Genomic DNA, 19,181 nt, shown 5'->3' with positions numbered 1-19,181 from the left:
TTAATGCTCCAGATTATGGGTAATCCAATGAGCAAAGGTTTTCATTGAGTCAGGATTTTTCACTGACAAAACGAAGAGTTCAACGCTAGGGTTGAGTTTGTGTAACTGTTGTTTGGCTTGTTCAATACTAAAATCAAAGTGGGGCAACAGATCAGATTTGGTAATGACGACCACGTCAGCGCGGCGAAACATCACCGGATACTTCTCGATTTTATCGTCGCCTTCTGGCACCGACAACAAGACGATATTTTTATGAGTGCCGACATCATAACTGGCTGGGCACACTAAATTGCCGACGTTCTCAACAAAACAAATATCGATAGGATTAAGGTCGATGTGATGCAACGCCCCATGCACCATAAAGGCATCTAAGTGACAAGCTGAGCCGGTTTGAATTTGGTAGGCATTAATCCCTTTAGCGATTAAGCGGTCTGCATCGCGTGAGGTTTCTAAATCGCCTTCAATCACAGCGTATTGTTGTTCAAGGTATTGTGGTAAATGTTCGAGCAGTGTGGTTTTCCCACTGCCAGGGCTACTCATCAAATTAAATGCCGTGACATGATGGGACTTAAAATGATCACGGTTATGCTGCGCTTCAACATCATTTTTATCCAATATTTTATGAATAACCGCTAAGGTTTTCTTGTCGTTTAATTGAGGATTACTGTGAAGTTGGCTGTGATGATGTTCGCCATGAGTATGCTGATGATCAGCATGATCGTGTGTGATAGAACAACCGCAATCTTTGCACATGTTTTTTCCCTAATATGACTTATCTTTTAGCTAGTGTCGGTTAAGTTAGAGAACGATTCTTTGATGCACGTCAGCTTTTGATAAAAACAAAGAGAACAAGCGCAGTATCTGCGCGATAATGTGATCTGCGCCACAGCGTTAACAGTAAAAATAATGCCCTCAAGTAAGCGATGTCTCTGCTGAATTTGTTGATGTTTTAGGCAAAAATAAATGTACGCCATACCACAATTGGCCAAGTGCAATGCCGCCGTCATTAATGGGTACATGTTGGCTGGTTAATACCTGATGATTAGCGCGTTTACTTAGGGTTAAACATTGACCGAGTAAGGTTTTATTTTGAAATACGCCGCCACAAAATACTTGCGGGTAGTCACGATAATCTTCAGCGACACTATCAATCTTATCTGCTATTTCAGCCATAAATTGCCAGCATAGTTGATGAGTGAGGTAAGGTGTTGTTAACGCGGAATCTTGTTGATGCGCTGTTAGCACCAGTTGAGTAATAAATTGACTGCTATGCCATTGAATAACCTGGCTGTCTTGCGCTGTAGAGGCGGGATGTTGCGATAAGCTAATCCTTTTTAATGCATTATGAATCCCACTGTCTTTGGCTGTGTGTAGTTGTAAATATTGATTAGCCGCGGTTTCAATCATCATGCCGGCCTGGCCTTCATAGTCATTATGTTCAAGTAAATTAAGCCCGACAGCCAATGCATCAAACAAGCGCCCAACCGAACGACACGCAATACAATGACTGTTGTTGCGCCATAATCGGTGCAAATTGGTCACGGTTTGCTTGCCTAAACTAATGATTGCCTTAATGGGCAATGCCAACACTTGCTCAAGCGATAATTGTTCAAATAACAGTGCCAACAAAATGCGCACTGGCTGTTTAATAGCTTGCTCACCGCCGATTAATTTGAACTCACTAAAATGGGCTAGGGTAGTAAAACCGTTAATATCGGCGAGCATCACTTCGCTGCCCCATAACACGCCGTCGTCGCCTAACCCCGTTCCATCAAAGCTCACACCAAACACAGGTGCCGTCTGTTGATGCACCGCCATCACCGCTAATACGTGAGCATAATGATGCTGAATGCCCACGCATTGTTCGGCTGGCATCGAATGGCGCTGTTGGTAGTCCATTGCCCATTGGCTTGGCGCATATTGCGGGTGTTTATCATGGATAATATGACTCGGGCTAAAATCATATAATCGCTTAAACGTGGCTAAGCTTTGATGAAAGTATTGCTGTGCTTCAAGGCTAAACAAATCACCAATGTGCGGCGATAACATCATGCAATGATCAACCCCAAAAGCGACCGCGTTTTTTTGCTGTGCCCCCACGGCTAATATCGAATGTGTGTCAGCATTAATTGTTGCGGGATCTGAAATATTAATGGTTAATGGCGCGTAGCCTCGAGCTAAACGGATCACTTGCAATTGCTGGTCAATCACCTGTACGACACTGTCGTCACAGGCGTTAATAATCGCTCGATTATGATCCAATATGGCATCAACCACATGGCCTAAATGATGTTCGATTTCTGCTTTATTGCCAATAATGGGCTCACCATTGCGATTAGCGCTAGTGGCGACGATTGGGTTATCTAATTTGTTCATCAGCAAGTGGTGTAGCGGTGTATAAGGCAAAAATACCCCGAGCCTATGAATCCCTGGCGCTAACTGTTCACTTAAGCCCAGTGAATTTTGGGTGTGTTTGTACATCAAGGTGATCGGCTTTTCTGCACTGTTTAGCACCGTCCACTCAGTGTCATTTCCATAGACACACTCATGTGCCTGACTAAGGTCTTTGACCATAATCGCAAGAGGCTTAGCTGGGCGTTGTTTGCGTTTACGCAGCTCGCGTACCGCGACATCATTACTTGCATCGCACACTAAATGAAACCCGCCTAACCCCTTAATGGCCACAATGGCCCCACGGTTTATTAGCTCCGCTGTTTGCGCTAATGCATCGCCATTATTTAATCCGCTGAATGTGGGATTTAATATGCTTAATTGCAACTGTGGCCCACATTGTGGGCAACTGACAGGTTGCGCATGGTAGCGGCGATCGAGCGGATTAGTATAAGCATTTCGGCAATGCACGCACATATCAAAACCCGACATGGCCGTGTTACAGCGGTCGTAGGGTAACGTCTTAATGATGGTGTAGCGCGGGCCGCAATTGGTGCAGTTAGTGAAGGGATATTGATAGTGTCGATTACTGGGGTCTTGTATTTCGTCTACACAATCCTGGCAAATACTTTTGTCGGCCGATATGGCCACATTGGCATGTTCGCCCGCTAATGTCTGGCTTTCAATAATACTAAATTCACTAAACGCAGACAGTGTTGAGATAGGGTTTTGTTCAATGGAATCGATGCGGGCAAGAGGTGGTGGGCTGTGCTGTAAGGTTGCTATAAAGGCGTTAATGGTGGCTTCATCGCCTTGTAATTCAATGGTCACACCAAGATGATTATTGAGTACAGTGCCAAGCAAATTGAGCTCTTTGGCCATGCGATAAACAAAGGGCCTAAATCCGACCCCTTGTACAATTCCTTTCACCACAATGATCACTTGCTGCACTGTTTTCATTCACATTCCGCAGTTAAATTCAGTGCTATTTTAGCGTTTATCCACGACGTTGTTTGAGATATAGGCCACCAATTGCAATATTAACCCCATCAAGATCGAGTAACGGATTGACCACCAGCGGAAAGTTTTTACCAATGCGCAGCTGTACTCGTTCTGCCAATACCGGGTTTGCAAATTCATTACCGGCGACCACGAGTTGCTTAATCCCGATGTTTTGATCGACATGCTCAATCCAGTGGCTTAAGTAATCGGCAAACGAATCATGGAACGCAAAAGCAAGCTTGGCTAAATTGGTATCACCAGCCAATTTAAAGCTCATCAATGAACCTAAGGTTTTACACCAGTTAAGGCTACGGTGTGCCATGCCTTTAGTTAACGGAAAATCAATTCGTGGCGCATTATTGCCCTGGTAAGACATTGCGAGCGCGATAAATTTATCGGCTAGCTCACTTACGCATTTTTGTTGGCTGTGTTTGTCCTGGCTTGGGCCGGCGCCAATAATTAATGCCGCGACAGCCATTAATTGACTCAATGCACCATCGCTTGGCAACAGCTGTAAATCCAGTAATTGATTGTATTCTCGCGGGTGCAATTGCTTAAATTTATCGAGTACATTCTTTTGCGGTGAGTCCGACAAACTGTGACACACCTCGTAACCACTGCCTGGCAGCATAGGCAGTTCAAAAAATAACTCGGCATCACTGTGTCCATCTACGGTGACAATTTGACTGGGGTGGTGTTTATTGAAATACAATATCGCCGCATTTTTCACAAACTGTGCTTTAGTATGATGTTCGTTGCTATGGTGACGTAATAAACCCGCAGATAACGCACATAAGCTGTTACTGATGTCTTCGCCTGGTTCGCCCTTATCAATGGCATGTTCAAGCGTGTTGTGATGTTCAGGCTCCATTAAGGCAATGGCGGGTTTATCCTGTGCTTGTTTAGTAAGAGACAGTTTAGCCTGAGAGAGTTTAGTCTGAGAGAGTTTGGGTAACCTCACCACATGCCATTCAAGCAGGCGTTTAGTGCTTTTAACCAAAAACTTGTATTGACTTGTCTTGTAATTATTTTCGTCGTGTAAGCAGGTTAAGTTATTGGGTAGCGGTATATTACCATCGGTTAAGTTGGTTATGGGTAACCAGTAATGGTTGATACTGGCTAAGCGTAAAGGCAGATCCATTTTGGTATTGTCTACGGTGTCCTGGTTAACATACAACCAGTGCACGCCTTTTTGACGAAGCATTTCTGTTAATATCACCAATAAACGGTTTTCAGCAAATTGGATCTCGTACAAAGGCGCATGCAGGCTAGGGTGATCGCTACAAGGCCTAACACGTAACAGCGGTTTTTCGATGCTGGACAACGCCAATACCTGGCTGTCGGTGACGCAAAATTGGCTGTTAAGCGAATTAGGATTACACACTAATATCCGCGGCCTTTGGTACTGGGCTTGCTTGTCACTGGGCGAGAGCGCCAGGGTGATACCGAGCATAGGTAACGTTAAGGTTTTTTCGCTCAGTAAATTATTGGCCATTGCGGCGATGTCTAAATGGGTTAATGATTTTAACTCGCGGCTTAACTTGTAATGGCCTTTGCAGTGTTCACACGCGAAGTTAATGTCGCCAAAATGGGGATGCTGATTATCGCCAAATTGAGGCTGACAATGCTGACAAAAGTACAGCGGTAAACCTTGATGTTGTTTAACGTCAAACGGGTTAGTTTGGCCAGTTTTATGATTAATACGTTTTATTTCAGTTTTTTGCAGCCAAACTGACAATAAAAAATCACTCGCGATATCATCCGCTAATGCTTCAAGTTCAGCCTGGGTTGCATACGCTTCTATAAAATAACAAATCGAATCGTTATCTTGTTGATGCTCCATGCCAATCGATATGGCCAGTTCAGTACGTTGAAGATAGTCATTACATAAGTGCTCATATAACGGCACAGGACGCTGACAGATAAAATCGAACCTAAGGTTATGCATCGACATAGCAACCTCGCTTATAGGCGTCGGGGATCACTTGGCCGATAGCAATATCAGCCACACAGTCATAGGTAAAGCCAAGGGATGTGATGTGCGCGAGTAACGCTTTTTCCATGGTAGGGATTGCGTTAAGCAGGTGAGTGGTGAGCCCGAGCACCATAGGTTCAATAACGGTTGGTGTTACGCCTAACACAAAGGTGTGTGGCCGGTCGCCAACAATGTCCATCATATTGAGAGTTTGCAGCATTTCCACTTCGTGGGCACTGCCTTGCCAGTCTATTTCGGCTGGCGCATGGTCAAAATCAAAAAAGTAAACTTCACCGGGGCCGACGCCCACGCTATTGACGGTATCCACCACGATTAAATGATCATACTGACAGATTATAGGAATAAGCCCCTGTGCCAGGGTGCCACCATCCATAATATCCAGTTGATATTGCACGTGGTTAAATTGATATTTATCTTTGATATAATTGACAAAATGTACGCCGACACCCTCGTCGGCGTACAATACATTGCCTATACCTAACAGCAATATTTTCTTCACAATAATAGATTCACCTTATTTATGAACTTTGTGATAGTCATAACCAGACACAATCGAATCGACTGAATTATGCTTAAAGCGAATACCAGACCACACCGCCATATACATATGGATCACCACAAAGATGACGAACGCCCATGTTAAGTAGTGATGGTAAATCCGCAAGGGGGCTAAACCACCACACAGGCCAGTTATCCAGGCCGATACATCACCTAACATTCCGCCAATACCCAAATGATACACATTGGCGTACAGCACTAAGCCAGTGATACACATAATCAAAGCGACAAACGAAATGGCCACATAGGTCATAAATTGTAATGGCCCGTAAACCCCAGCTTTGTGTAAACTGCCCATCCAAAAATAAGACTTTACTTGCTTAATCCAACTTCGAGGCGATAGCACATCTTTAAATGAACGTCTTTCATGGTCAATACGACTAAAGAAAAACAAGTAAAAACGCACTAAGGTAATACTGGTTAACAAAAAGCCAAAAATGATATGGGCAAAGCGGATCCAACCTTGTACCAATACATCAGTGCTTTCAGGCGCCACTAAAAATGGCCACGAGATATAAAACCCGGTGATCACTAATACCAAAATAGCCAATGCCCTAAGCCAGTGAAATATTCGAATCGCTGGCGTAAATATCAGCTGCCGATTATGGGTTGCGATATGTTCCATACTGTTGTCCCTCCTAATCCATCACCTTAATTAGAACCCATTTGGATCAATTTTAAATTGACCTAAAGTGTGTTTTTTGTAATCCATCACGTGGACAGAACACGCCATACAAGGGTCAAACGAGTGGATAATACGGATCACCTCAAGTGGCCTGGTTGGATCTTCCAGTTTTAGGCCAATAAGTGATGCTTCATAAGGTCCCATTTTGCCATTAGCATCGACAGGGCCAGCATTCCAGGTCGTCGGTACCACTGCTTGATAGTTTTCAACCTTGCCATCTTTAATGCGGATCCAGTGACTTAACATGCCGCGCGGCGCTTCAATCATCGAATAACCTTCGTAGACTTTGCTTGAGTCAATTTCTGGTTTGACGTAGGTCGATTCGTCAGATTGAATATTGGTCAACAGGGCATCAAAAGTAGTTAAACTGGCTTGACCGACTAACACAGTTTGCAACATGCGTGCAGCGGTGCGACCCAAAGTGGTAAACAGCGCATCTAATGGCAGACCAGTGCGAGCCAGTAAGCCATCAACTGCATTTACCACGGTTTGATTACCACGAGCGTAGTTCACTAATAAACAGGCAAGTGGGCCCACTTCTACCGGCTCGTCTTGATAACGAGGTGACTTAACCCACGAGTATTTTCCGTCACCGTCTAAGGTGGGTAATTTGCCGTAAACCGTGTCGCGTTCCACAAACCCTGTGTAATCAGGAATGGTGGTACCTTCATAAGGATGTTGTGGACCGTCAGCTTTATACCAGGCGTGGGTTACATCTTCGCGAATAAGGTCTGGGTCTATGTCCATCACATTGGCTAAATCACCTTTGATGATGACCCCTTGATTAAACAAGAATTCACCGTCAGCCATGATAAAGTCATCGCCACACAAGAAGCTGTTCACATTCACGCCGCCAAGTACACTGGCTTCGGTGCCAAAGGCTTCAGCCGCCATAACAATATCTGCCTGGTATGCGCGCTCAATAAAGTCTTGTACTATTGCGTGTTTTTGTTTCCATTCTTGTAAACGAGCCGGGCTTAACATGTCGCGCACTGAAGTGACACCGCCCACCACAATAGACTGCGGATGGGGCGATTTTCCGCCAAATATGGCGAGCATTTCGGCTGCCACACGTTGTACTTCTAACGCTTTCAAATAATGCGATAACGCAATTAAGTTTTGCTCAGGGCTAAAACGATACGTGCCATTACCCCAATATGCATTGGCAAAGGGGCCCAGCTTGCCGGTTTCTACTAAGCCTTTTACTCTTGCTTGTACCGCTTTTAATTCACCTTCACCGGCTGCAATCGGGGCGTCTGAATAATTCATTGCCACTTTGGCTGCAAGAGCGGGGTCGGCACTTAAGGCCGAGACCACATCAACCCAATCTAATCCGTGTAAATGATAAAAATGCACAATATGATCATGCATATACAAAGATGATTGCATCAAACTGCGTAAGTATTTTGCATTCAGCGGGATTTTAACGCCGAGGGCATTCTCAACCGCTTCTGTACCACAGCGATAATGCGAATAGGTACACACGCCACAAATACGCTGAACAATTAAGCCCACATCCATAGGTGTGCGACCTTTTAATATCACTTCAATACCGCGCCACAAGGTCGATGATGACCAGGCTTTAGTGATGACATTATTGTCATCCACTTCCACTTCTACGCGTAAATGGCCTTCGATACGGGTGATAGGGTCGATTACGACACGTTTACTCATGATTAATCCTCCAAAGGCTTAGCAAATACGCTAGCAACTGCATGGGCGCCAATACCAACAACGGTCGCACCTAAAATGACCGCTCCAATAGTGTCTGCGGTGGCATCAATGCCATGTAAAAGTTGACGTCCTAGCGGTTTTTCAAAGTCCGCCATGTCATCCCAAAAATTCGGTTCAGAACAGCCCATACAGCCGTGACCCGCTAATACCGGCCAACTGGTGTGATGATTAAAACGTTCTGTCGGGCAATTGTTATAGGTATATGGGCCTTTACAACCCACTTTGTATAAGCAGTAACCTTCTTTGGCACCTTCATCGCCAAACTCTTCAACAAACTCACCGGCATCAAAGCGGCCACGACGTTCGCAGTTGTCATGCACCCGTGCGCCATAAGCCCATTTAGGACGATTAAACATGTCCAGTGCAGGTAACTTACCAAACATAATGAAATACATTAACGTACCCACAATGTTCTTTTCGCTGGGTGGACAACCGCCCAGGTTAATCACGGTTTTATTGACCACTTCATGCACGCCTTTTGCGCCCGTAGGGTTTGGCGCCGCAGCTTGTACGCCACCAAATGCAGCGCAAGTGCCGACCGAAATAATTGCGGCAGCATTTTCAGCGGCTTCTTTAACAATGTGTAATCCGGTGTGGCCTTTACAGCCCACGGTTAAATACGCGCCGTTATTGGCGGTTGGTACCGCGCCTTCAACGGCGAGTAAGTAACGGCCTTTATAGGTTTCAAGTGCATGCTCAAGGTTTTCTTCAGCTTGCCAACCCGAGGCGGCCATTAAGGTTTCGTGATACTCAAGCGAGATATGATCAAAAATAAGGCTGTCGAGGTTAGGGGAGTCGGTGCGAATGAGCGATTCAGAGCAACCGGTACATTCAGCCAAGTGCAGCCAAATTAACGGCACTCTGTCGGCTAACTCAGCGGCTTCAGCGACCAAATTACTAAAGGGTAAGGGCAAGGCAAACATTGCGGTGACCGAAGCGGTCCACTTAATGAAGTCTCGGCGAGATATGCCAATGTCGGCCATTTTTTGTTGTAATGTCTTGGGCTGACGCTGGGCAAATTGGCGTAAATAGTCAAGGCGCTCTTGGCCTTGCTTATAAAGGGCTGCATGTGTGTCCATGTTGATACCTTCTGCTTAATTTAGCGCGGGGCTAATAAATAGTTGCATTCCATCAGTATCAATATTAAAACTCGGTTAAAAATCCACCTTGATGTAAATCAAATTGTGAGAAATCCCCTTACCATAAGTATGGTAATTACGTCGAATTCATGATGTTGATCAAGTTAACAAAAATCAAAGCGGACAAATTGTCTCAATTAGAAAATATTCAATACTGTGATCGCGCACTTGTTAGCCAAGTTTTATTCACTCAATTTGAATTGATATTGTTTCGAAGAGTTGCACGAGGTTAAGTTATCCACCATTAACCTTGTTTTCTCAGGGTATTAACCCTAAAGTGTCGGCTTGTATCGATAACGATCCAATGACACGTATAAAACAAGCACAAATAGGTAGTAGGTTTGATAGATAAAATAATGTTAGCCATCGATTTTCTTCTCAATCACAAATTATTATTCACCGCATTGATCATTGTGCTTATCTCATTGATTAAACAATTCATCATTTCAACCATACGCGGTGATGTCGCCTTTTTGTCAGACGTGCAGCGCAAATGGATGTCGCGTACCAAAAATGGCATTTTCATTCTAACCATCATGATTTTGTTCATGCTTTGGCAAACTGAGGTGAGCAAATTTGCCCTGTCGGTAACCGCCATCGCCATCGCGTTTGTGATTGCATCTAAAGAAATCATTTTGTGTTTTACCGGCTCAATACAACGCGCGAGTTCACGGTCGTTTGTCATCGGTGATTGGATTGAAGTGGGCAATATTTATGGCCAGGTTATTGAACATAATTTAATGGCGACCGTTATCCAAGAAATTGATTTAGAAAATGGCCAATACCATTTTACGGGTAAAACGGCCACATTACCCAACAGCATGTTTTTTACTTATGCCGTTAAAAATCATAACTTTATGAAGCGATATGTGTATCACCATATCACTATTACCGTTGCAGAATTTGTCAATCTGTATCCTTTGTTCCCTGAATTAACCACCAAAATTGACGGTTACTGTGAAGACTTTATCGAAGTCGCTCGTCGTTACAATGGCGTGATAGAAAAGCATGCCGGTGTAGATTTACCCGGTAGCGAACCGCATATTCACGTTACCAGTGGCGCTACGGGTGAACAAAACGTCAATATCATGATTTTTTGCCCAACAGAGCGGGCAATCGAATTAGATTACCAAATAAGACAAGATTTTATGGAAGCGTTCCAGCAACGGTTTCACGCACAACCTAAAGGCTAGGTCGTCATGGAAATCACATCACGCTAATAGCAAAGGTGAGTCACTCAAGCTAATAACTCTGGTTAATCGCTCAGGTTAATCGCTCAGGTTAATCGCTCAGGTTAATCGCTCTGGTTAATAGCTCAGGTTAATAGTTCTGGTTAATAACTCAGGCTAATCGCTTTGACAAATAACCCAGGAAAATTCAGCGGGTATGTATGATTAACTCATGCATACCCGTTTTCATTTTTAGGCAATAAAAGTGGTAAAGCAAAACAAGTTATTGAGTAGGGGTCTTTTTCGCAAATTTGATATAGATAAACAGTGACAACAAAATTATCCCGCCGCCAATCAGCTTTTGTGGTTCAACGACTTCACCGAGCAAACTGACAGAGAGCAATAACGTCCAGATGGGTTCAAGGATCATAATCAATGATGCTTTTTCTATCTTAACGCTAAATTGTCCCACGGTTTGCGCTAAGTAACGTAAACAGGTGGCGATGAGTGTCGACACTGCAAACCAAAACACAATATGACTATTTAACTCGACGCTTTCAGGATTAACAATCAGCATTAAAATCAAGCCTACAACGCCTATCATAAACAGTTGCACGCAAATTGAAGTGAGCGGTTTAGCCTTATTCAACACCTGTTTGTTCAATACAAAATGCAGCGACAATAATGCCGACGATAACAAGAAAAACCATTGGCTTTTTTCAACCACCCAACCGTTAGTTAAGGTGAGTAACATAATGCCAATGCATGTTACGGGTAAGGTGAGCCAGAAAATACGTGGAGGCCTGATTTTAAAAAGAATCCATGAAATAAACGGTGCAATAATCATGGCCAGGCTCATGATAAATGCACCTACAGACAATGTATTAGAAATTGAAATAGCATACACCCATACCTCAATTGAGGCGGCCAGTACCACTCCCACAGCACAAAGCGACAATACTTGTTTGAGCCTTAGGGCGAAGACTTGTTTATAGCAAAAGGGTAATAAAATAATACTGGCGAGTAAAAAGCGCGCCGTGACAAAGCTGACACCAGGCACTTCTAAAATCACCAGTTTAGAGGCGATCCACCCCACACCGGCCAAGATTGTCGACAGTAAAATAAACAGCTCGCCACGGTAAGATGGTTTGTTTAACACAATATGACTTCCAATACACAGGCAGGCTTTTGCAATATGCCAATAAACAGTGGTCAATAGTAGCAAATACGTCTGATTTAGTGATAGCTAAAATATCGATAAGCGACTCACATGAGTCGCTTATTTTCATTGCCTTATTAACTTGGGCTATATTCAGGGTAATCGGTTAAGCAGGGTGAGATCGTGAACGTTTTTTGAACTTCTGATATTTTACACCCAATAAATGAGACTGTTAAAGTATGATAACTTATCAATTTAATCATTTTTTGTTATCGATACTAATCAAATTATCGTAACAGGCAGGTCATGGCGTTAGGCTTTTATAATGATTATTCATCGTCAATCACCATCGCTTCTTTAATCTCATCACTGCTAAAGCCCTTACGTGACAAATAAGCGTAGGCTTTCGATTTTTCTTTGTAATCAGCCAGGTTATAGCGTTTTTTAGCCAGCTCGTTTTTACAGCTTAGGTAAAAATCAATGTCATCAGATAGGCTAAGTTGATACACGGTTTCTTCAAACTCAGTCACATCAATCAGCCGTTGTTTGAGTTCTTGCAAAATCAGGGTTTTACCTTTGCCTTTATTAAACAGCTTAATGATTTCTCTGCTCAAATCGGCTTTGTCTGCTTTGATGGCCAATTTTGATCGCAAGCCATCACGCTCGGGATGTTGGGCTAAGGCGTGATCAATTTCTGATCGCGAAAATCCTTTGGTGGTCATTTGCGCGTAGACTTTCTCTTTGCTGGTGGTATCAAAGTGTTCAAATTTGCTTTGTAATCTCGCGCTCGCCATTTCCAATGGGTCGACATTTTGTGCATGCATAACATGTTCGATGGCGCTATCTATTTCTGCCATCGCAATGCCTCGCTGTTGTAACTTACGTTTTATCGCACCAGCACCTATTTCATTGCTAAACGCTAACTCGCAATAACGGATGGCAAATTCAGTGTCTTGTTTTAAATAGCCACCTTCTATCAACCTGGCTAATACCGTATCAATCCATTGCTGATTGTCCGTTTTGCGCTCAAGTTTATTGCGGATTTCATTAATGGTGAAATCTTGTTGTCCAAGGTGCCAATACGCACTGTTGAATACATTATCGATAGTTTTGGCTTGTCGAAGTGGCGGGCGCTGCATAATGGTGTGTAATTATAGAGTGATAGTTAATTTAACCACATTCTAGCAGAATGTGGCCACAGCATAGATGCAAATCGGCTCCTCATCTCACTCATGCTTATGGTGTTGTAAGATGATCAACAACGAAAGCTTTGTTTTTAGCCATAAACCACATGCTGCTGGCTAAAGCGCCAATGCTAAATTGAACAATCCCTAAGCTGTGGATTAAATTATCTGGGTGCAACGAAACTTACACTCCAGTTGATTGCAATTTATTTAATACCAACAATTAACGTTGAACATTTATTTTGCTTAATAATGGGTTAAGGAAGGTTAAGGCGTCGAAGATACTTGGCAAGCAATCACTCACTTTTATAGATTAAAAATGTTGTCATATAGGTGTTTACATTAAATTACATTGCGATGACATAGTTTTACAGCACCCCATGTAAAATGATTCATTAGCTAGTGTGTTAAATACTTAAAAATTGAAGCATCACTTTGAGCGTTAACCTTTTCTACCTTTAAATACCAAGATAACTTATTGTCATTTAACCATGTTGTACAACATGATTAATTAACATACTCACTTTTATTGTTGTATCTGTGGATGTAATTAAAAAATGAAAAAAACCAGTATAAAAAAACTGACTCTCCTGATCGTTGTCATAATACTCATTATCGCAGGCGGTGCATATTTTGTTTTTGACAGCGATAGCTCTGCGCCTAATTATGCGACAGAGTCGGTCCAACGTGGCAATATTGAAAGCAGTGTGTTGGCTAACGGCATGCTTCAAGCGTCTAAATTCGTGAGTGTAGGCGCGCAGGCTTCTGGCCAAATTATCAATTTACCTGTCGCACTAGGCCAGCAGGTAAAACAAGGTGAGTTAATTGCTCAAATTGACAGTTTAACTCAGCAAAATAAATTGAAAGAAGCCATTGCCTCACTCACAAGTAATGAAGCTCAATACCGAGCAAAGCAAGCGCAGATAAACCTAGCTCAACAAGAATTTAATCGCCAAAAATCGATGTTAGCCGACAATGCGAGCTCAAAAGCAGATTATGAGTCAGCACAAGCTACGCTATTGGTATATCTAGCTGAACTCGACCAGCTAAAGGCTCAACAAGAACAGGTCAAACTCAGTGTAGAAAGCGCACAACTAAACCTTGGCTATACCACAATTAAAGCCCCAATGGACGGCATGGTGGTCTATACCGCTGTCACAGTGGGGCAAACTGTTAACTCAACTCAATCAACTCCAACCATCGTTGAGCTAGCTGACTTAACTAAAATGACGGTAAAAGCAAAAATTTCTGAAGCCGATGTGATTAAAGTTAAGCCAGGGCAAGCGGTCTACTTTACCATTTTGGGTCAGCCACAAAAACGCTTCAACGCAACCTTACGCGCCATTGAACCAGGGCCGACCATTATGGATGGCGACGATAGCAACATGACCTCAAGTGATACAGATGCTATTTATTATAATGGGCTGTTTGATGTAGAAAACCCTGATGGTATTTTGCGTATTGGTATGACCGCGCAAGTCTCTATTATTCTTGAGCAGGGCGAAGATGTGATTTTAGTGCCATCGCAAATACTGCAACCTAATCATGGCAAAAGACCTGGCTTTAGAGTACCGGTTTTAGTTAATGATGAAATTGAATATCGTAATGTCACTGTTGGGATCAACAATAAAGTGAATGCTGAAATTACGGAAGGGCTTGAAGAAGGCGATCAAATTATACTCGGAACAGGAGGTTCAACCGATACTGTTAGTGCCCGTAGAGGCAATCGCCGTTCACCGATGGGATTTTAAGTTATGAATGAATCTTCTTTACTTAATATCTCAGGTGTTTACCGCTCTTTTAGTGCGGGCGAGCAACAACTCACCGTACTCAATGACATTAATCTCGACATTAAACGCGGCGAAATGGTGGCCATCGTAGGTGCCTCTGGTTCGGGAAAATCCACCTTAATGAATATTTTAGGCTGTTTAGACAAACCGTCTAAAGGTCAATATTTCATTAATGGCCAAGATACTTCCACCATGGATGCTGACCAATTAGCGCAATTACGCCGCGAACATTTTGGTTTTATCTTTCAGCGTTATCATTTATTGGGCGATCTTGATGCCGTCGGTAACGTTGAAATCCCCGCAATTTATGCCGGTAAAGATAAAAAACAGCGCACCGAACGTGCCAAAGGTTTATTGTCTCGTTTAGGCCTTGCTGATCGACTTGACCATAAACCCGGCCAACTCAGTGGCGGGCAGCAACAACGTGTCAGTGTGGCGCGAGCACTGATGAATGGTGGCGACGTTATCTTAGCCGACGAGCCCACGGGGGCACTTGATAGCCATAGCGGTAAAGAGATGATGAACTTGCTGCAAGAGCTTCATCAAGATGGTCACACTATTATCTTAGTGACCCACGACATGGACGTTGCCAATTTTGCTGACCGAATAATTGAACTTAAAGATGGTGTTATTATTCGTGATGTTGAAAATAACCAGTCAACAACACATAAAGTGTTGCCAGAGGTAAGCACGACCATTACCTCATGGTTAAACTGGGACCGTTACATCGAAGCCTTTAAAATGGCATTAATCGCCATGTTATCGCATCGATTACGTACTTTTTTAACCATGCTTGGCATTATTATTGGTATTGCATCTGTGGTTTCTGTGGTGGCACTTGGAGCAGGTTCGCAAAAATCCGTGCTTGAAAATATCAGCGCGATGGGAACTAACACTATCGATGTTCGATCTGGTAGCGGTTTTGGCGACAGACTTGCGGCCAAAATCAGAACCTTAACGGCTCAAGACAGTGAATCACTTAAAGTATTGCCCTATGTTGACAGTGTGACACCTTCAATTAGTAGCGCGGGCACTATTCGTTATGGCAATCAAGCCGTTTCAGCGAGTTTCAGTGGTGTGGGGGTTGACTACTTTAGAGTACGTGGATATTCATTAGCGGACGGCCAATTTTGGGATGACACCAGCGAAACTGACATGGCACAGCAAGCGGTGATTGACGATAATACACGTAAGTCGTTGTTTTCTGATAGTTCAGCCATCGGTGAAGTGATTTTTCTCAATGACTTACCGGTTCGTATAATTGGTGTAACCAAACCCCAAGAAAGTGCGTTTGGTAGCAGTGACTCACTCAATGTTTGGGTACCTTATACAACGGTATCTGCTCGTATGGTCGGTCAACAATATCTTGACAGTATTACTGTGAGGATCAATGAATCAGCGTCAAGTAGTGCTGCAGAGCAAGGCATAATTGCATTATTAAAAATGCGCCATGGAACAGAAGACTTTTACACCATTAATACGGATACAATTCGAGAAAGTATCGAAAAAACCTCGCAAACTATGACACTACTGATTTCAGCAATTGCAGTGATTTCGCTTATTGTAGGTGGTATTGGAGTAATGAACATTATGTTGGTGTCTGTTACCGAACGTACTCGAGAAATCGGTGTGCGTATGGCCGTGGGAGCAAGGCAAAGCGATATATTACTTCAATTTTTAATTGAGGCTGTTTTGGTGTGTTTGTGTGGTGGTGCTGTTGGGATCGGGCTTGCCTACTTAATTGGCCAAATATTTGCCATTAGCGGGGGGAGTTTTCAAATGATTTACTCTACAGCATCGATTGTCGCTGCGTTTGCCTGTTCAACCTTAATTGGTATTTTGTTTGGCTTTTTACCGGCCCGCAATGCCGCACAACTCGACCCTGTAGATGCTTTAGCGAGAGAATAATAATGATAAACCCAAGTTTTACACTCAAACTGACTAGCATTACATTGTGCCTATCGCTCACCAGCGCCTGCAGTAGCCTGACTCACACTGATTTTACACAACCCGACGTGACGATACCTGATAGTTGGCAAAGTGTTAGCGTTAATCAACAAGTCAAACTCGATCCTTGGTGGCAACGTTTTAATAATCCAGAGCTCAATCAACTCATAGAGCAAGTGCTATTAACCAATAATGATTTAGCGCTCGCGACATTAACATTACGTCGCGCAAGGCTGCAAGCTGGCTTAACCGATACACAAAGTTACCCACAAATTAATGCTAACGTAAATGGTGCTACAACAAAGCCTCTAGAGGGTGGAGCTAGCACAAGCGAATATGGCACTAAATTATCGCTCAGTTACGAACTGGATTTATGGGGCCGAGTTTCTGCCGATATGGACGCAGCTAAATGGACCAGTTTAGCCAGTGAACAAGACAGAGAAAGCACTGCACAAAGTTTAGTGTCCACCACGGCAATATTGTATTGGCAAATTGGATACCTTAAACAAAGTATTACCCTTAGCCAAAATAGTATTGATTATGCACAGCAAACCTATGATCTTGCTCAACAACAATACCGTTCAGGTGCTGTGTCACAACTGAATGTATTTGAAGCAAAACGTAGCTTAGCAGGGCAACAGGCGAGCCATAGCGAACTTGAGCAGCAACTCGTTGAAGCGCAAAATGCGCTAGCTATTTTGTTTAACCAGCCACCCGCTAAAATGGCCATAAACATTAATCAGCTGCCAGATGCTGAACTGCCCAGTATTGCAGCAGGTATTCCTGCAGATGTGTTAATTCGCAGGCCTGATGTGAAATCAGCACTGTATGAACTTAAATCTGCTTATTCAGCAAAAGATGCCACGTTTGCGGGGTATTTACCTACGTTGTCGCTGTCAGGTTCTTTAGGGACATCATCAACCGAGCTGAAAGAATTATTACAAAATCCGATTGGTACGCTGGGAGCCAATTTACTGTTGCCATTTGTACAATGGAATGAAATGCAATTGTATAAAGAGCTTGCCACAGTGGAGGTCGAGTCAGCGGTAGTGAGTTACAGACAAACCTTGTACAACGCCTTTAAAGAAGTCGATAACGCGATTTCTGCACGGCAACATTACCAATATCAAGCATTAAAACTCTCTGAACAATATCAAGCGGCAACGTCTGCGGAGCGCATATACGCCAGCCAGTATCGTAATGGTGCAGTCAGTATTCAAGATTGGTTAAATGCACAAGAAACACAGCGCAGCGCCGAAGTCTTTCTGTTAGCCAATCGCTACAACCTATTTAGTGCACAAGCTACGTTGTATCAAGCTCTTGGCGGCAGTGATATTGCTCCAGCGGTACAGGATCAATAAACTGAATAAATGGGTCATTGAAATGACAATTTAGGTAAATGAAAAAGCACGCTCAAAAGCGTGCTTTTTAGTATTTATTGGTCATTTGTCAGGGGTTGTCAGCGATTGTCAGCGATTGTTAGTGATTTTTTATTACGTGTCACCCAAAAGCACATCAGTGAGCCTAGCGTCACTAATGCTACGCCTTGCCAAAACGTTCCAGTAAGAGAGATAGACAAGTAAACAGAGGCAAATATTGTTGAAAACACTGGCGTAAAGTAAGACAGAGTGCCTAATAAAATAATATTACCGCCAATCACAGCTTGGTTCCACAACGCATAACCTGAACCAATCACAATACCTGCCAATATCAGTATTGCCGTAGACGATAACGAGAACGTTATACTTGGCTCATTACTGAAAAAATACTGCACCCATAAAGTGATGGCCGTTGCCGCAAAAAACAGCACGATAGCATTTTTACCCTGGCTTATTTTTTTGGTTACAACGCAATAAATCGCCCAAATAAACGCAGCAGAAAACGCCATAAAGTAGGTCAGTGGATTGTCGGCAATATTGGATAATAAAATATCAACTGAAATGCCTTTGTCACCCGCAATACACCAGGCTACACCAATAAATGCGATACAAACACTGGGGTATATCAACCCACTGACTTTTTTACGGCTCAGCATAACGCTCAATAATATGGTTAGTGCAGGCCATAAGTAATTAATGATCGCCATTTCTATTGCTTGATGTCGGCTGTTCGCCATGCCTAAAGACAACGCTAAACATATTTCATAAGTGACAAATAAGCTGCCACCAATCAATAGATACTTTTTAGGGAACGCACCAATTTTAGGCACACCCATGACCGACATTAAAAACAGTGCGCTCACGCTATACAACATTGCCGCGCCCGCAATTGGGCTAAACAGTTCAGACACGTCTCGTATAAACGCAGTGACACTACTCCACAATAAAATCGCAATGACACCATATAAAGTGTATTTATTTTCACCAATAACAGACATAACACCCAATAATTAAATTTGCCGACTCAAAGTGACACTATCACTGTAAA

General features: G+C 43.2%; 14 protein-coding genes. 4 read left to right on the top strand and 10 right to left on the bottom strand.

Translation table 11 applies throughout. The features are described 5' to 3' along the window. The 7 genes from hypB to hyaA all read right to left on the bottom strand — a co-directional run bounded on the left by hypB (position 1) and on the right by hyaA (position 9,445). Positions 1 to 753, bottom strand: coding sequence for a hydrogenase nickel incorporation protein HypB (gene hypB, locus AC19MX_RS09170; protein WP_432400236.1), 753 nt, complete (start codon positions 751 to 753; stop codon positions 1 to 3). Positions 754 to 912: 159 nt separating this feature from the next. Then, positions 913 to 3,351, bottom strand: coding sequence for a carbamoyltransferase HypF (gene hypF, locus AC19MX_RS09165; RefSeq protein WP_432400237.1), 2,439 nt, complete (start codon positions 3,349 to 3,351; stop codon positions 913 to 915). Between the two features lie 37 nt (positions 3,352 to 3,388). Continuing rightward, a complete protein-coding gene (locus tag AC19MX_RS09160) occupies positions 3,389 to 5,347 on the bottom strand; it encodes a NiFe hydrogenase (protein WP_432400238.1) in 1,959 nt (652 codons plus the stop codon). Continuing rightward, complete coding sequence (locus AC19MX_RS09155; RefSeq protein WP_432400239.1) at positions 5,334 to 5,888, bottom strand: HyaD/HybD family hydrogenase maturation endopeptidase; 555 nt, start codon at positions 5,886 to 5,888, stop codon at positions 5,334 to 5,336. Before AC19MX_RS09155 ends, AC19MX_RS09160 begins: the two co-directional genes overlap by 14 nt. Positions 5,889 to 5,903: 15 nt before the next feature. After that, positions 5,904 to 6,572, bottom strand: a complete 669-nt coding sequence (cybH, locus tag AC19MX_RS09150) for a Ni/Fe-hydrogenase, b-type cytochrome subunit (protein WP_432400240.1) — start codon at positions 6,570 to 6,572, stop codon at positions 5,904 to 5,906. 30 nt (positions 6,573 to 6,602) lie between these two features. Then, positions 6,603 to 8,306: a nickel-dependent hydrogenase large subunit gene (hyaB, locus tag AC19MX_RS09145; RefSeq protein WP_432400241.1), complete on the bottom strand. Its 1,704-nt coding sequence runs from the start codon at positions 8,304 to 8,306 to the stop codon at positions 6,603 to 6,605. 2 nt (positions 8,307 to 8,308) lie between these two features. Continuing rightward, the gene (hyaA, locus tag AC19MX_RS09140; protein ID WP_432400242.1) at positions 8,309 to 9,445 is read right to left on the bottom strand and encodes a nickel-dependent hydrogenase small subunit; all 1,137 of its coding nucleotides are present in this window, start codon (positions 9,443 to 9,445) and stop codon (positions 8,309 to 8,311) included. Between the two features lie 404 nt (positions 9,446 to 9,849). Between hyaA and AC19MX_RS09135 the strand changes: the two genes are divergently transcribed. Continuing rightward, a complete protein-coding gene (locus AC19MX_RS09135) occupies positions 9,850 to 10,698 on the top strand; it encodes a mechanosensitive ion channel family protein (RefSeq protein ID WP_432400356.1) in 849 nt (282 codons plus the stop codon). Between the two features lie 259 nt (positions 10,699 to 10,957). Here the strand turns inward: AC19MX_RS09135 and AC19MX_RS09130 are convergent, their stop codons facing one another. Further along, a complete protein-coding gene (locus AC19MX_RS09130) occupies positions 10,958 to 11,833 on the bottom strand; it encodes a DMT family transporter (RefSeq protein WP_432400243.1) in 876 nt (291 codons plus the stop codon). Between the two features lie 329 nt (positions 11,834 to 12,162). Beyond that, positions 12,163 to 12,972 carry a RecX family transcriptional regulator gene (locus AC19MX_RS09125; protein WP_432400244.1) on the bottom strand — a complete coding sequence of 270 codons (810 nt, stop codon included), beginning with the start codon at positions 12,970 to 12,972 and terminating at the stop codon, positions 12,163 to 12,165. A 602-nt stretch (positions 12,973 to 13,574) separates the two neighbouring features. On the opposite strand from AC19MX_RS09125, the gene AC19MX_RS09120 reads away from it, so the two are divergent. Genes AC19MX_RS09120 through AC19MX_RS09110 form a run of 3 tightly spaced genes read left to right on the top strand, consistent with a single transcriptional unit; the run spans position 13,575 to position 18,115 of the window. After that, complete coding sequence (locus tag AC19MX_RS09120; RefSeq protein WP_432400245.1) at positions 13,575 to 14,768, top strand: efflux RND transporter periplasmic adaptor subunit; 1,194 nt, start codon at positions 13,575 to 13,577, stop codon at positions 14,766 to 14,768. A 3-nt stretch (positions 14,769 to 14,771) separates the two neighbouring features. After that, positions 14,772 to 16,715 carry a MacB family efflux pump subunit gene (locus AC19MX_RS09115; RefSeq protein WP_432400246.1) on the top strand — a complete coding sequence of 648 codons (1,944 nt, stop codon included), beginning with the start codon at positions 14,772 to 14,774 and terminating at the stop codon, positions 16,713 to 16,715. 2 nt (positions 16,716 to 16,717) lie between these two features. Beyond that, positions 16,718 to 18,115 (top strand): efflux transporter outer membrane subunit, encoded by a 1,398-nt coding sequence (locus tag AC19MX_RS09110; RefSeq protein ID WP_432400247.1) that lies wholly within the window; start codon positions 16,718 to 16,720, stop codon positions 18,113 to 18,115. A gap of 98 nt (positions 18,116 to 18,213) precedes the next feature. Here AC19MX_RS09110 and yddG read toward each other — a convergent pair whose 3' ends face one another. Then, positions 18,214 to 19,131 (bottom strand): aromatic amino acid DMT transporter YddG, encoded by a 918-nt coding sequence (gene yddG / locus AC19MX_RS09105; RefSeq protein ID WP_432400248.1) that lies wholly within the window; start codon positions 19,129 to 19,131, stop codon positions 18,214 to 18,216. Between the last annotated feature and the right edge of the window lie 50 nt (positions 19,132 to 19,181).

Source organism: Shewanella sp. MF05956 (assembly GCF_059758055.1).
The sequence above is the reverse complement of the archived record's forward strand: the minus strand, read 5'-3'. Positions and strand labels throughout refer to the sequence as shown.